The sequence below is a fragment of the Mesorhizobium sp. J428 genome, from assembly GCF_024699925.1.
Taxonomy (GTDB): Bacteria; Pseudomonadota; Alphaproteobacteria; order Rhizobiales; family Rhizobiaceae; genus Mesorhizobium_A.
Genome location: NZ_JAJOMX010000001.1, coordinates 1,280,214 through 1,294,675 on the forward strand (window position 1 = coordinate 1,280,214; position 14,462 = coordinate 1,294,675).

Annotated in this window: 10 protein-coding genes and 3 pseudogenes; 9 read left to right on the top strand and 4 right to left on the bottom strand. The window is 63.5% G+C overall.

The features are described 5' to 3' along the window. Positions 1–126 precede the first annotated feature (126 nt). Positions 127–717: a TetR/AcrR family transcriptional regulator gene (locus LRS09_RS06355; RefSeq protein ID WP_257804961.1), complete on the bottom strand. Its 591-nt coding sequence runs from the start codon at positions 715–717 to the stop codon at positions 127–129. A 209-nt stretch (positions 718–926) separates the two neighbouring features. On the opposite strand from LRS09_RS06355, the gene LRS09_RS06360 reads away from it, so the two are divergent. From LRS09_RS06360 to LRS09_RS06370, 3 genes are all read left to right on the top strand, one after another. Further along, complete coding sequence (locus LRS09_RS06360; RefSeq protein WP_257804962.1) at positions 927–4,064, top strand: efflux RND transporter permease subunit; 3,138 nt, start codon at positions 927–929, stop codon at positions 4,062–4,064. A gap of 15 nt (positions 4,065–4,079) precedes the next feature. Then, entirely contained in the window at positions 4,080–5,234 is a 1,155-nt protein-coding gene (locus LRS09_RS06365) for an efflux RND transporter periplasmic adaptor subunit (protein ID WP_257804963.1), read from the top strand. A gap of 268 nt (positions 5,235–5,502) precedes the next feature. Then, the gene (locus LRS09_RS06370; RefSeq protein ID WP_257804964.1) at positions 5,503–6,648 is read left to right on the top strand and encodes an aromatic ring-hydroxylating dioxygenase subunit alpha; all 1,146 of its coding nucleotides are present in this window, start codon (positions 5,503–5,505) and stop codon (positions 6,646–6,648) included. Here the strand turns inward: LRS09_RS06370 and speB are convergent, their stop codons facing one another. Continuing rightward, positions 6,649–7,617 carry an agmatinase gene (speB, locus tag LRS09_RS06375; RefSeq protein WP_257804965.1) on the bottom strand — a complete coding sequence of 323 codons (969 nt, stop codon included), beginning with the start codon at positions 7,615–7,617 and terminating at the stop codon, positions 6,649–6,651. 198 nt (positions 7,618–7,815) lie between these two features. Between speB and LRS09_RS06380 the strand changes: the two genes are divergently transcribed. From LRS09_RS06380 to LRS09_RS06395, 4 genes and pseudogenes are all read left to right on the top strand, one after another. Further along, positions 7,816–8,646: a transporter substrate-binding domain-containing protein gene (locus LRS09_RS06380; RefSeq protein WP_257804966.1), complete on the top strand. Its 831-nt coding sequence runs from the start codon at positions 7,816–7,818 to the stop codon at positions 8,644–8,646. Between the two features lie 96 nt (positions 8,647–8,742). Next, positions 8,743–9,384: an amino acid ABC transporter permease gene (locus LRS09_RS06385; protein ID WP_257804967.1), complete on the top strand. Its 642-nt coding sequence runs from the start codon at positions 8,743–8,745 to the stop codon at positions 9,382–9,384. 29 nt (positions 9,385–9,413) lie between these two features. Further along, positions 9,414–9,992, top strand: a pseudogene (locus LRS09_RS06390) (amino acid ABC transporter permease); the annotation flags it as partial. Positions 9,993–10,043: 51 nt separating this feature from the next. Then, positions 10,044–10,834: pseudogene (locus LRS09_RS06395) on the top strand (amino acid ABC transporter ATP-binding protein). 244 nt (positions 10,835–11,078) lie between these two features. Here the strand turns inward: LRS09_RS06395 and LRS09_RS06405 are convergent. After that, positions 11,079–12,048, bottom strand: a pseudogene (locus LRS09_RS06405) (DUF5996 family protein). Positions 12,049–12,070: 22 nt separating this feature from the next. Between LRS09_RS06405 and LRS09_RS06415 the strand changes: the two are divergent. Next, the gene (locus tag LRS09_RS06415; protein WP_257804971.1) at positions 12,071–12,451 is read left to right on the top strand and encodes a UBP-type zinc finger domain-containing protein; all 381 of its coding nucleotides are present in this window, start codon (positions 12,071–12,073) and stop codon (positions 12,449–12,451) included. 171 nt (positions 12,452–12,622) lie between these two features. Here the strand turns inward: LRS09_RS06415 and LRS09_RS06420 are convergent, their stop codons facing one another. Continuing rightward, positions 12,623–13,270 carry a TetR/AcrR family transcriptional regulator gene (locus LRS09_RS06420; protein WP_257810138.1) on the bottom strand — a complete coding sequence of 216 codons (648 nt, stop codon included), beginning with the start codon at positions 13,268–13,270 and terminating at the stop codon, positions 12,623–12,625. 116 nt (positions 13,271–13,386) lie between these two features. On the opposite strand from LRS09_RS06420, the gene LRS09_RS06425 reads away from it, so the two are divergent. After that, on the top strand, positions 13,387–14,148 hold the full coding sequence (locus LRS09_RS06425; protein WP_257804972.1) for an SDR family NAD(P)-dependent oxidoreductase: 762 nt from the start codon (positions 13,387–13,389) through the stop codon (positions 14,146–14,148). The last annotated feature ends 314 nt before the right edge of the window (positions 14,149–14,462 follow it).

Genomic DNA, 14,462 nt, shown 5'->3' on the forward strand with positions numbered 1-14,462 from the left:
TATCTCCGCTAGCCGGTCCGCAATCGCCTCGGACGGCTCTGCCGGGCAGCTCCTCGTTACCATATGTTGGTGCGTCTGGGTGAACTGACTTCCTCGCCACCCTCGGTGACGGATGGTCTGCTCGCCCTAGGCCCGACGGCGCTGCATGAAATCGGCGACCACGATCTCTGCGATCTTGACGAAGCGTGGTGCGGCTCCCTCGGGGCCGACAGTGCGCCAGTTGCAGCGGGCGCCCTCGATCAATAGCGTCAGCGCGTCGACAAGCAGTTCGGCATCCGCAACGCCGGCATCGCGGCAAAGCTGGATCACGCGGGTCCGGTAGAGCTTCCTGATGTCCTTGACGAACTTCTGAGCCGGATGCTCGCTGTCCACCAACTCTGCGGCCGCATCGAGAATCTCGCAGTTGCAATGCTCCATGGTGAGGAAGTCACCCGCGCGGTGCACCCAATCGTTCAGCTGCGCCTTCGGATCGCCGGGATTCGCCGCCTCGATGTCCGCCCAGAAGGCTTCGGCCTCTGCCGCAGCTTCCTTGAGGCACACGACGATCAGATCGTCCTTCGAGCCGAAATGGCGGTAAAGCGTCATCTTGTTGCTGTCGGCCGCTTCGGCGATCGCGTCGACGCCGATGCCGTTGATGCCGTGCTTCCTGAACAGGTCGCGCGCTGCGTCGATGATGCGCTCCCGTGGCGGGGGCGGAGGTTTGACAGCAACCGTCATGATCGTTTCCTCGCTTTCGATCTTCTCGTCGGATCGCTCTTGACAATGTTACCAAGGCGTAACATCTACTGTTACTAGATAGTAACATCGTCGTCGCAAGTCAACAATGTAGGCCGTTCGGGAACACCGCGTAAACGCGTGTGTCGCGATGGCTTGCCGGTCAATCGGAATGGCAGACGCCGTCGAGCGGCCTGGGAAGGAATTTCAGCATGGTGGGGTTCTTCATCCAGCGGCCGATCTTCGCGACCGCAATCGCGATCATCATGGTGCTGGCCGGCGGCATCTCCTATTTCCTGCTGCCTGTTTCCCAATTCCCGGACATCACGCCGCCCCAGATCGTGGTCGCCGCAAACTATCCCGGCGCGAGCGCGCAGGTGGTCGCCGATACGGTGACCACGCCGCTCGAGCAGCAGCTCAACGGCGTGCCCGGCATGCTCTACATGTCGTCGACCAGTTCGAACGACGGCTCGGCCCGCATCACCATCTCGTTCCAGGTCGGCTATCCGATCGACATCGCCGCGATGGATGTGCAGAACCGGGTCTCGCAGGCTTCTCCGTCGCTGCCCGCGCTGGTCAACCAGACCGGCGTGACCGTCATCAAGCAGAACCCGAACTTCAACGTCCTGGTCAACCTCGGCTCCCCGGACAACTCCGTCGACTTCACCACGCTCAGCAACTACGCCTATCTGCAGATCCTCGATCCGATCAAGCGTCTGCCGGGCGTCGGCGACGTGCAGTTCTTCGGCGAGCGCCGCTATTCCATGCGCGTCTGGCTCGATCCCGACAAGATGGCGAGCCTCGGCGTGACGGCGGTCGACGTCCAGACCGTCATCCAGGAGCAGAACATCCAGGTCGCGGCCGGCAAGATCGGCCAGGCGCCCGCGCCGGCGGGCACAGCCTTCGAGATGCAGGTCAACGCCGTCGGCCGCCTGAGCGACCCGCAGCAGTTCGGCGACATCGTCCTTCGCGTGGATCCGAAGACAGGTGCGGCGACACGCCTGCGCGACGTGGCGCGCATAGAGCTCGGCGCCCTGCTCTACTCCTCGTCCTTCAGCCTGAACGGCCAGGACAGCGTGGTCCTGGCCATCCTGCAGGCGCCGGGCTCGAACGCGCTCGACCTGCAGAACAACGTCAGGGCCAAGATGGAGGAGCTCTCCGAGCGCTTCCCGTCCGGCATGACCTACAACATGTTCTACGACACGACGCGGTTCGTCTCCGCTGCGATGGAAGACGTCGTCAAGACGCTGGTCGAGGCGCTCGTCCTCGTCGTGCTGGTCGTCTTCATCTTCCTGCAGAGTTGGCGCGCCACCTTGATCCCAATCATCGCGATTCCGGTATCGCTGATCGCGACGCTGACGGTCATGTACCTGCTCGGCTTCTCGCTCAACATGCTCTCGCTGCTCGGCATGGTGCTGGCGATCGGGCTTGTCGTCGACGACGCGATCGTGGTCGTCGAGAACGTCGAACGACAGTTGGAGGCGGGACTACCGCCGCTCGCGGCGGCGAAGAAGGCGATGCACGAGGTCACGGGGCCGATCATTGCCACGACCGGCGTGCTGCTCGCGGTCTTCGTGCCGGTCGCCTTCATTCCCGGCGTAGCAGGCCAGCTCTACAATCAGTTCGCCCTGACGGTCGCGATTTCCTTCGCGATCTCAGCGTTCAACTCGCTGACGCTCAGCCCGGCATTGAGCGCGGTGTTCCTGCGCTATCGCGGCGAGTCCCAGTTCATCCTGTTCCGCTGGTTCAATGCCGGCTTCCACTGGATGTCGCATGCCTACGCCGGCAGCATCAGGACATTCGTCCGCTGGCGCTGGCCGCTGCTCGGCCTGTTCGCGCTCGGACTGGCCGGCACCTACACCCTGTCGCAGCGCATCCCTTCGACCTTCCTGCCGGTCGAGGACCAGGGCTACTTCTTCGTCGTGCTGCAGCTTCCCGACGGCGCGTCGGTGGAGCGCACCGCCGCGGTGGCGAAGAAGTCCGAGGAGATTCTGCGCAGCCTGCCAGGGGTTGAATCCGTCGGCTCGGTCGTCGGCTTCTCCTTCCTGAGCTTCGCCAACCAATCGAACGCCGGCGTCCAGTTCGCCGTGCTCAAGCCGTGGGACGAGAGAGGCCCAGACGAGAGCGCGACGGCTTTGCGCACGATCGCGCAGGGCAAGCTCATCCAGATACCCGATGCGCTGGTGCTGGCCTTCGACCCGCCGTCGATCCAGGGTCTCGGCACGACCGGCGGCTTCGAGTTCCAAGTGGAGGACCTGACCGGACGCGGTGCCGTGGCGCTCGACGAGGCGACGCAGGCCCTCCTGGCGGAGGCTCGCAAGCAGCCGGAGCTCAACCCCTTTGCGCTGTTCACAACCTTCAGCACCTCGACGCCGCAATATTCCTACGACCTCGACCGAAACAAGGCGAAGCTGCTTGGCCTCAGCCTGCCGGACGTCTTCTCGACATTGCAGATCTATCTCGGTTCGCTATACGTCAACGACTTCAACCTGTTCGGGCGCACATTCCGCGTCACCCTGCAGGCGGAACCGGATGCGCGCGCCTCGGCGACCGACATCTCCCGCCTCTATGTGCGCAGTTCGTCCGGCGACATGGTGCCGCTGAGCACGCTCGGCCAATTGAAGTCGATGGCGGGTCCGGAGACGATCACCCACTACAACAATTACCCGTCCGCGCTGGTGAACGGCGCGGCAGCGGAAGGGTTCAGTTCGGGCCAGGCCGTGGCCGCGATGGAACGCGCCGCCGCGACCGCCCTGCCGAGGGACTTCTCCTTCGAATGGACCGGCATCACCTATCAAGAGATCAGGGCGGGCTCGATCGCCAATCTGGTCTTCGGAATCGCCATCGTCTTCTGCTTCCTCGTGCTGGCTATGCAGTACGAAAGCTGGTCGATGCCCTTCGTGGTGCTGCTCGCGGTTCCGCTCGCCCTGCTCGGCGCACTGCTCGCGCTGTGGGTGCGCGGAATGCAGATCGACGTCTACTCGCAGATCGGCTTCGTGATGCTGATCGGCCTCGCCGCCAAGAACGCGATCCTCATCGTTGAGTTCGCCAAGCGGCGGCGCGAGGAAGGCGTGGAGATCGTCGCCGCCGCGATCGAAGCCGCGCGCCTGCGGCTGCGGCCGATCCTGATGACGGCCTTCGCCTTCATTCTCGGCGTCGTGCCGCTGATGACCGCGACCGGAGCCGGCGCGGCCAGCCGGCAATCGATCGGCACCACCGTCTTCGGCGGCATGCTGGTTGCCACCGTCCTGACCCTGGTCTTCGTGCCGATCTTCTATGTCGTTCTTGAATCCTGGCGTGAGCGCCTGTCGCCCCGCTTGCCCGCCCCACATGCAGAGCCGGCGGAATAGAATCGGAGTTTTGAAATGCGCAGTATCAAATATGGTCTCCACGGAACCGTCCTCGCGCTGGCAGTGGCCGGCGGCTATCTTCTGGCGCAGAACGGCTGGAACGTCGGCGGCACTGCCGCCGGCGCGGCACCATCTGCACCCGCACCTCAGGCAATGCCGGTGCCGGTGGTCAGCGTCGTCAGGCAGACGATCCCGATCTATCTCGACTACGCCGCCCGGACGGAAGCGATCCGCAACGTCACCCTTCAGGCAAAGGCCTCGGGCTACCTGCAGCAGCAGCTGGTGGCCGACGGCACGGACGTGGAGGCCGGCGACCTTCTCTATAAAATCGACGCGAGCGACTATCAGGCCGCGCTCGAGCAGGTGAAGGCGCAGATCAGGCGCGACGAGGCGTCTCTCGACTACCTCCGCTCGAACCTGACGCGCGGCAGCGAACTCGCGTCCAGCGGATATCTCGCCAGGGACGGCTTCGACCTGCGCCAGAGCGCCATGCGCCAGGGCGAGGCATCGCTGGCAATGTCGCGCGCCGCCGAATACACCGCCGAGCTGAATCTGCGGAATACGGAAATCCGTGCACCCTTCGCCGGGCGGCTCGGACGCAACCAGGCGCCGGTGGGAGCGCTGATCACTAGCTCAGCCGGCACCCCGCTCAACACTCTGGTCCAACTTTCGCCGATCTACGTCACCTTCAATCCGAGCGAGACCGAGCTTGCGGAGATCCAGAAGGCGTTCGCGAACGGCACCGTGGACACTGAGGTCTTCGTTCCGGGCAGCGGCCAGGAGCCCCGCAAGGGACGTCTGACGTTCATCGACAACGCCGTGGAGCGCAACACCGGAACGGTCGTGGCGCGCGCCACGATCGAAAACGCCGACTTCTCCCTCCTGCCGGGTCAATATGTCCGCATTCGCCTGCATCTCCGGGAACTGCCGAACGCCCTGATGGTGCCGCAGACAGCGCTCGGCTCGAGCCAGTTCGGCAGGTACGTCTATGTGATTGGCAAGGACAATGTCGTGGAGCAGCGGATCGTCTCGCTCGGACCTGCGAACGGCCCTCTTGTCAGTCTCACGTCGGGAGTGTCCGAAGGCGACCAAATCATTTCGGGCAATCTGCAAAAGATCTTCCCCGGCGCGCCCGTGAAGCCGATCAGCGACGGCGATCAGCAATCCTGACATGCTTAAATTGCTTTACATAACCCGATTCATGGGAGTGTTCTGAAGAGGACTTACGTCGGCACAGGCGATGTCTGCTCGCGACGAGATCACTGTCCAGACCTTGGGCGCCGCATCGATGCCGCAAGGCGCGCTCTTGCTGCCGGAGGCGAAGGGGCGGCGAGCCGGCCCAGCTTGCATCCGCGGCCAAAAGGTCGTTTTCTGTACGGATGAAATCGCACCGATCCAACGGCAGCGGTCGCCGAGTCCCCTTTGCGAGGGTTCATAAATGTCCATTCATCGCACGATCGTGCCTGCGGCTGCCGAACTAGCGGAGAACACCGCCGCACCGTTCGAACAGGCGAAAGCCATGCCGAAATCGGTCTACACCGCGGAAGATTTCGCGGCGCTGGAGCTCGAGACCATCTTCGCCGGCGAATGGCTTTGCGCCGGGCGTGCCGACGCGCTGAAAGGACCTGGCGACTATCTGACGATGGAGATCGCCGGCGAACCGATCGTCGTCCTGCGCGACCGCGACGGCAAGCTGCGTGCGATGTCGAATGTCTGCCGACACCGCATGTCGACGCTGTTGCAGGGAAGCGGGACGGTGCGCGCCATCGTCTGCCCCTACCACGCCTGGACGTACAACCTCGACGGCACGCTGCGCGGCGCGCCGGCCATGGGAAAGAACGAGACGTTCCATCGCGACGAGATCCGCCTTCCACCGGTGCGGTGCGAGGAATGGCTGGGCTGGATCATGGTGACGCTCAACCCCGACATACCGCCGCCTTCGGAGCGGTTGAAAGCCGTCGAGGACCTGGTCGGATATCTCGACATGGGCGCCTACACCGAAACTTTCCGGGAAACACATCGCTGGGACACCAACTGGAAGGTGCTCGCGGAAAACTTCATGGAAAGCTACCATCTGCCGGTCTGCCACGCCGGCACCATTGGCGGTTCGACCGATCTGAACACGATGGTCTGCCCCGAAGGCACCAATACGTTCAACTATCACACGATCCTGCGCAACGATCAGGTCAAGCTCTGCCTCGCGCATCCGGACAACACCGTGCTTACCGGCGACGAGCGGCGCACCACGTGGCTGCTTGCCATCTATCCTTCGCTGCTGATCACGCTGACGCCGGGCTATTTCTGGTACCTGAGCCTGCACCCGCATGGGCCGGGCCAGGTCGACATCATCTTCGGCGGCGGCATGTCGCCCGACTATATGGCCGATCCCGACGCGCCGAGCCAACTCGCAGCGGTCAAGAAGATGCTTGATGACGTGAACCAGGAAGACCGTGGCTGCACGGAGAAGGTCTTCAAGGGCCTCAATGCACGGCTGGCCGGGCCGGGACCGCTGTCGCATCTCGAGCGGCCCAATTTCGAGTTCGCACAATATATCTCGCGCCGCGTGAACGGGCAGGCTGGCTGATCATCTGCCGGCGTCACGCCGGAGCGCCACGCAGTCGGCCAGGAGACACAGAATCTCGAAGGCGATGTTCGCCGCCAACAGCGCGGTGCCGCCGCCGACATCGAACGGCGGTGAGACCTCCACCACGTCCGCCGCGACCAGATCGACATCCTTGAGGCCGCGCAGGATGGCATTCACCTCGCGCGGGAGAAGACCGGCGACCTCAGGCGTGCCGGTTCCCGGCGCGAAGGCCGGATCGACGCTGTCGATGTCGAAGGACAGGTAGGTCGGGCCGCTGCCTGCCACGCGGCGCGCTTCCGCGGCGACACCGTCCGGTCCGAGCGCGTCCGCCTCCTCGATCGGAATGACGCGAATTCCCTGCGACGCCGTCCATTGCTCGTCGTCGGTCGAATAGATCGAACCACGGATTCCGATCTGGACCACGCGGCGGGGGTCGAGCAGCCCTTCCTCGATGGCGCGACGGAACGGGGTTCCATGCGTGTATTTCAACCCGCCGAAATAGCTGTCCGCCATGTCCTGGTGCGCGTCGAAATGGATCATGCCGACCGGGCCGCTCCGTGCCGCGGCGCGCAGCAGCGCCAGCGAGGACAGGTGGTCGCCGCCGATGGCGAGCGGCACGGCGCCTGCCTGGACGATCCTGTCGGCGAACGCCGCGATGCTGTCCAGCGAGCGGTGGAGGTCGATGGGGTTTGTCGGCGCGTCGCCGAGATCGGCGACCTTGCACAGGTCGTAGGGCGAGCGCTTGGAGACGCCATGGACGCGCCGGATCATCCCCGACATGTCCCGCACCTGGCGTGGTCCGTGGCGCGGACCGGGACGGTTGGTCGTGCCTCCATCCCACGGCACGCCGAAGATCGCGATATCCACGAGGGCGGGATCTTCTATCACCGGCAGGCGCATGAACGTTGCCGGCCCGGCGAAGCGCGGAACGGCGATGGAATCGACTGGCGCGAATGTGCGTTCGTTCATGCGGATCTCCAGGCTGCAGAATAGCTTAACCGGGTAGCCCGGCCTTGCAACCCGTGTGATATCGCCTGGGTACTTGCCTAGTTTTTTTGCATTACCAAAAAGTGCTCAAGGATTGACAGCTCGGTCCTGATCGCATCAGTTAGACAAGATGTCGGAGGCGGCCCGGCCCCTCGCAGAACCCGATAACGGAGAAGTTCCATGCAGAAGCGTCTGTTCCTCAAAGCAGTGCTCGGGCTGGCCGTGCTGTCCGCCGCATCGCTGCCCGCGCTCGCGGAAAGCGCGCTGGACCGGGTCAAGGCCGCGGGCGTCCTGAAGGTCGGCACGGAAACGGCTTTCGCGCCTTTCGACTTCATCGATGAAGCCGGCGAGCATACCGGCCTCAACGTCGATGTTTTCGCGGAGGTGGGCAAGGAACTGCGAGTGAAGATCGAATGGGTCGAGCTGCCGTGGGACGGCGTTCTGCCCGCCCTCGAGGCTGGTCAGTTCGACATGGTCGCCGGCCCGGCCACCATCACCAAGGCGCGCCTTGAGCGCTACCGGTTCCTTTCCCCCGTCGCCGAAGCAACGGTCGCCTTCCTGAAGGGCAAAGGCGAAGCCGATATCACCAAGCCCGAGGATCTGGCGGGCAAGACGGTCGGGGCCGGCAAGGCGACCGCGCAGCTCGCCCAGGTCCAGGAATACAGCAAGACGCTGGCGACCCCGATCGAAACGCGGGAATATGTCAGTTTCAACGAGGCGTATGCCGACCTTGCCGCCGGCCGCATCGCAGCCGTCGGAAATTCGCTGCCGAACATCGCCTATGTCGCATCGAAGCAGCCCGACGTGTTCGAAGTGGTCCTGCCGCCCTTCGGCAAGAAATCCTATTTCGGCTTCATCGGCACCAAGAAGCCCGACGACCAGCCGTTGCTCGACGCGGTGCAGGCCGCCCTGGTGAAGATGAAGGGGGACGGCCGCATGGCCGAGCTTCAGAAGAAGTGGTTCGGCACCAGCTTCGACACGCCGGATGAAGTTCCGGAGCCGAACTTCTGACGACAGGATGCCAGATCCCTTTCGGCTTCCCTTGATCGCCTGGCCGCCCGTCTCGGTCGCGGGCAGATGGCACGACTCGATTTCCGAGCACGGCGCATGACGATGCGGCTATTCGAGCTGATGCTGGTGGCGGCCGGGCGCACCATCGTCATCAGCGCCATATCGATCATGCTCGGCCTGCTCATCGGGCTTTGCGTGTGCGCGGCGAAATTGTCCACCCGCCGCCTGCTGTCGGTTCCGGCCAGGATATTCATCAGCTTCTTCCGCGGCGTGCCGCTGATCGTGCAACTGCTGCTGATCTACAATCTGCTTCCCCAACTCGGGCTGTTCGTGCCGAGTGTGATCGCGGCGGTGATCGGCCTGTCGCTGTGCACCGCCTCCTACCAGGCGGAAAATTTGCGGGGTGGTTTCCTGAGCGTTCCCAAGGGGCTGGTGGAGGCGGGCGATATGCTCGGCATGACGCCGTGGCAGCAGTTCCTACGCATCCGCGCGCCAATCGCGCTGCGGCTGACGGTTCCCGCGTTGGTCAACGAGGCGATCCTGATCCTCAAGGCCTCGTCACTGATCTCCGTAGTCGGCGTCATCGAACTGACCCGAATGGCGCAGAACCTGTCTGCGTCGACCTACAACCCGCTCCTGTTCTACTCGGTCGCCGGCGGACTCTATCTCGTCATCAACTGGGCTGTGGCCGGTGGCGGCACACTCGCGGAGCGCTTCATGAAGGTCGGCCGTATATGAGCCTCGATTTCGGGCTGATGGCAGCGCAGATGCCCGCCATCCTGGCCGGATTGCGCATAACCTTGCTGATCTGGATCGCATCGACGCTGCTGGGCTTCGCGCTCGGCTTCGCGATTGCGGCCGGCCGGCGGTTCGGGCCAAGGCCCCTCGCCCTGGCACTGCGCGCCATCGTGGAAGTGTTGCGCGGCACGCCGTTCCTGGTCCAGATATTCCTGCTCTATTTCGGCGGGCCTTTCATCGGCATCAGGCTCGAGCCCATACCGGCCGGCCTGATCGGCCTCACAATCTATGCGTCCGCCTATTTCAGCGAGATTTTCCGGGCAGGATTCAACGCGGTTCCGAAAGGGCATATCGAGGCAGCCGAATGCCTGGGACTGACGCAGTCGCAGATCGTGCGGCGTATTTTCGTGCCGGAAATGACGGTGCTGGTGCTGCCGCAATGCGTGAACTGGGCGATCCTCCTGATGAAGGAGACTGCGGTCCTGTCCGTGATCGCGGTGCCGGAGATGACGGCGGTCATCAGCACGCTCGGTTCGCAGCAATATGCCTTTGTCGAGGCCCTGTTCCTGCTTGCGGTGTTCTACTGGGTGCTGGTCGAGCTTTGCGGCCGGCTCGGCCAGTATGGCGAGAAGCGCCTTTCTAAAGTACAGGTTCGCAGTATGACGTCCGCAGTCAGCATCCGCCACGTGTCGAAACGGTTCGGCGACAGCGAGGTGCTGCAGGATATCTCGCTGGAGGTCCCGCCCGGGGCCACGACATGCCTGATCGGTCCGTCCGGCTCGGGCAAGTCGACGCTGCTGCGCTGCGTCGCTTTTCTGGAGGAGGCCAGCGCGGGCACGATCCTGATCAACGGCCAGCCGCTTGGTTTCGCCGACGACGGCAACGGCCGCCGCCGGCTGAGTCCGCAAAGCATCCATCAGGTGCGCTCGCAGGTCGGCATGGTCTTCCAGCAGTTCAATCTTTGGCCGCATATGACAGCGCTGGGCAATGTTTCCGAAGCGCTTGTCACGGTGCGCGGGTTGAGGCGTTCGGAGGCGGAAGAGCGCGCCATGGCCCAGCTTCGCCATGTAGGCCTGGAAGACCGCGCGAAATACTACCCGTCCGAGCTTTCGGGCGGACAACAGCAGCGCGTCGCGATCGCCCGCGCGCTCGCCATGGAGCCCAGCATCCTCCTGTTCGACGAACCGACCTCAGCCCTGGATCCGGAACTGACCGGAGAGGTGTTGAACGTCATGCGCAAGCTTGCGGATGAAGGCATGACCATGATCGTCGTGACCCACGAGATCGGTTTTGCGGCAGGCGTCGGCAAGCTGATCGCGTTCCTCGACCATGGCCGGCTCCTGCTGCATGGCTCGCCGCAGGAGGTCTTTGGCGGTCCGCGACATCCGCGGCTGGGCAATTCCTGCAGACATATGACCGCGGAATCGCCCATCTGGGCGGAAGCGCCTAGGGCAGGCATGACGACGAGTCGATGCCTGGTTAATGCCGGCCAGAGGCTCGGTCTCCTGATCGAGTATCAGCTGTCGCTTCCCTACGCTCGCAAGCCGCCATTCTGCAATTAGCCCCGTAACGGCCGCATCAAATCATTTCCTCAGCAGGATGAGGTTGAATGGCGCCAAGGGCCATACTGGTGGATAGCTGACTGTCTGCTCTCGATGGACGGCCGGAAAGCAGACGTCTTGTCAGCTCGTGGTTCACCGATGTGTGGCTCGGGGACGCAGAGGTTTGCCGGTCGGGATGGCTAACTCGGAGGGCCAATTGCCGAGAAGAGCCGCTCCATCGAATGTTGTCTGCAGGAACTTCATGAGGGTGGCTGCAGGGTCCTTCGCCCGCCGGACCGCTTCATATGGGAGCAGGAATTCCCCCAGGTCGTGTCCCACACGGCTTCCCCCGGCGAAACCTCGATCGCGGGATATCCCTCTACCACGGGATAGGTGTAAGCGTAAAAGCTGGCTTCCGAGCTGCCGATACCACCAGGCCAGAACCCGGCCGAGGCACACTGATGATCATAGGCATCCCGGGTCACGGCGTCTGGCAAACCAGGAATATTGCCTGGATGCATAGGCGCGGCACCCCCTGAGAACCGCGTGACCGCCAGATCCATTGCGCCCCAAAACAGATGAACGGGACTGCTCTTGCCGATGAAGCCGGTGCGATAGGTCTTGTAGACGGAGTCAACGAGGACAAGAGCGCGAAAGTAGCGTGCGACCGCGTCCGCGTCGTAGGGTCTGGGGCGGGTGTCCTGGCTGAACCGGACAGGGTCAGGCACTTCGCTGGGTAGATCGCTGAAATGCGGCGTGCCGCCGAGACTTGCAACAAGATCGGCAAACCGGGCCTTGAACTCGGCGACCGTCCCCTCCTTCAGGGGAAGAACGGCGCGCTTTCCATCCGTGCTGCGACCGATCACCAGATGATCAACGAGATCGAAGTCAATCTGGATGCCCGAGCCGTCGGGGATGAGAGAGGTCGTCAGACCACGCACGTCGACGTTAAGGTCGCGTGCCAGGAGTGGTTTTGCCAAGGCGTATGGGCTAGGCGATATTTGCCCACGATCTGCAGATAGAGGTGCAGCGCCTTGCAGGTATCCTGCCAATCCAAGTAGTGAAGTTCTGGCCACTCGGTCACTGTGTCTCCGGGTCTTCGGTCGGCTTGACCGCCTTGCATTCGGAAATGGTGCAATACTCCAGTGACGCATGACGAGGCGAGAGTAAGGACGAACTATGACCGATACCAATGCCATCAATTCTTCAGTCCCACCCTCGGGTCCGGATGTGTTGAGTGCCTCGCCACTGGCGGCTGGTGGGTTCACCTGCGCCGGTGCGCCCAATGCGGCCATGTCGGCTGTTGTGACTCCTCGGTGTCCAAACATGCCCGGGCGCATGCCACAAGCCACGGCCATCCAGTGGCCCAGTCCTTTGAACCGGGGGAGGACTGGTTCTGGAACTACGAGAAAGAGGAGCCGGTTGATGGTCCGGTCCTCAAGCCGCCACACCACCGGCCGCTTGACCAGCCCGTGCCGGGGCCGGAGGGAAGCGTGCCGGCCAATTGGCGGTCCCTGTTGATCTGACCGAGCACGCTCCGCCCGCGCTTTGACCCGCCTCACGGCGCAAGGCGAAGAAACGGTGCGTAGAACCTGACGTTCGGTGGCAGGTCATCGCCTTCACGTTGTCTCAAGTGAGTTATTCCTACTGCACATCAACGGCGCGTCGGCGGAGCTCTTGGTTTTGACCTTTCGAGATCAATCACGAGCAGCGGAGCGCGAGTTGGCCACTGAGAGTGTGGAGTTGGCGCGGTAGCGCAGCCCGTCGACGAGCAGCGCCACCATGCGCCCAGCCCCCGCTGCGGCGGCTTCGTCGCGCACCGTCATGTAGAGGCTACCGATAGCGTTCAGCAGTTCATAGGCATCGACGTCAGGCCGCACCGCGCCGGCCGCCACTGCCCTATCGAGCAGCCCCTGCAGCGCCGGCACCAGCCGCTCATTGCGATGCGCCGGCAGACTCTCATAGGCCGCATCGCCCGCATACAGCGCCGCTGCGAGTCCGCGCTTGGTCGCGATGAACCCTACATAGACATCGAACCATCTCGTCAGCGCCTCGAACGGCGGATACTCGGCTGCCAGCACCGCCGCCGCATCCGCGCAGGCGTCAATCTCGCGCCGGAAGACCGCCGCGATCAGATCCGCGCGTCCCGGAAAATGCCGATAGACCGTGCCGATCCCGACCCCGGCCTTTTCCGCGATCTCCCGCACGGGAGCATCGACTCCGGACGCCGCAAACACCGCCTTGGCCGCTTGCAACAGCGCGTCGAGGCTGCGTTGGGCGTCGGCGCGCACCCGCTTTCCCGTCGGCTCTTTCACCGCGATTGCGTCGTCAGCAGTTTCGACCACAAATACCCCTTGCAATACGGAACAATGTTCCGTATGTATTCGGAACACGGTTCCGTTTCTATAAGGATTGTGCGGCACCCCTCCCGTGGCAACTATTCAATCGAAGGGAAACGGCTATGGCCGAAGAGCGCATCGCCCTCATCACCGGCGCCAATCAGGGCGTCGGCTTCCAGACCGCAAAGGAGCTGATCGCGGCCGGCAACACGGTTCTCCTCGGCTCCCGCAATGCCGAGCGTGGCGAGGAAGCCGCCAGACAGCTCGGATCAGGCGCCATCGCCATTCAGATCGACGTCACGGACGTGGCATCGATCGCGGCTGCAGCTGGGCGCATCCGCTCCGAATTCGGCCGCCTCGACCTGCTAGTCCAGAACGCCGGCATCTCGACCACGAAGAAGCGCGAGCCCGGCGAGTTCCTGCAGGATTACGCCACCAACAATACCGCCAGCACCGTATCGATCGAGGAGGTCCGTGCCATCTGGGATACCAATGTCTTCGGCGTGCTCGCGGTGCACCAGGCGATGCTGCCTTTGCTGCGGCTCTCGTCGGACGCGCGCATCGTTATCGTCTCGAGCGGTGTGGGCTCGCTGGCCAGCAATGCCGACCCGGCCTTCCCGTACCGCAAGATCTACGGTCCTGGTTATGCCGCCTCGAAGACCGCGCTGAACGGCCTGGCGCTCTCGATGATGATCGAGCTCGAGGGAACCGGCATCAAGGTCAATCTGGTCTCGCCCGCCTTTACAGCTACCGCCCTCAACAATTTCGCCGGCACCGAGACGGTCGAGGACGGCTCGCGTGAGGTGGTGCGCGTCGCGCTCCTTGGCCCCGACGGTCCGACAGGTACCTTCACCCGCTGGAACAACCAGACAATCCCATGGTGACGGGAACTCGCGGGGCGCCCGCCATGCGGTACCGCACATTTGGCCGCACCGGCATCAAGGTTAGCCCATACGTCCTCGTGTCCTGATGTTCGAAACAATGGCCAGTTCCGATCACGAGCTATCGCCGGTGCCGCGCGATACATATCCAACCCTGTTGTCGACGCCGCATCAACATGCATCGACGTCGGCCGGAGTGGCGCCTCTCGCAAACGGTCTTCACAAGCAAACGATCGGCACGGAAAAGACGGACGGCTGATCTGCGTTCGCACCAGGCCGGGGGTGTCAAGGGCAAAGGCAGATTGCCGCTTGATGTC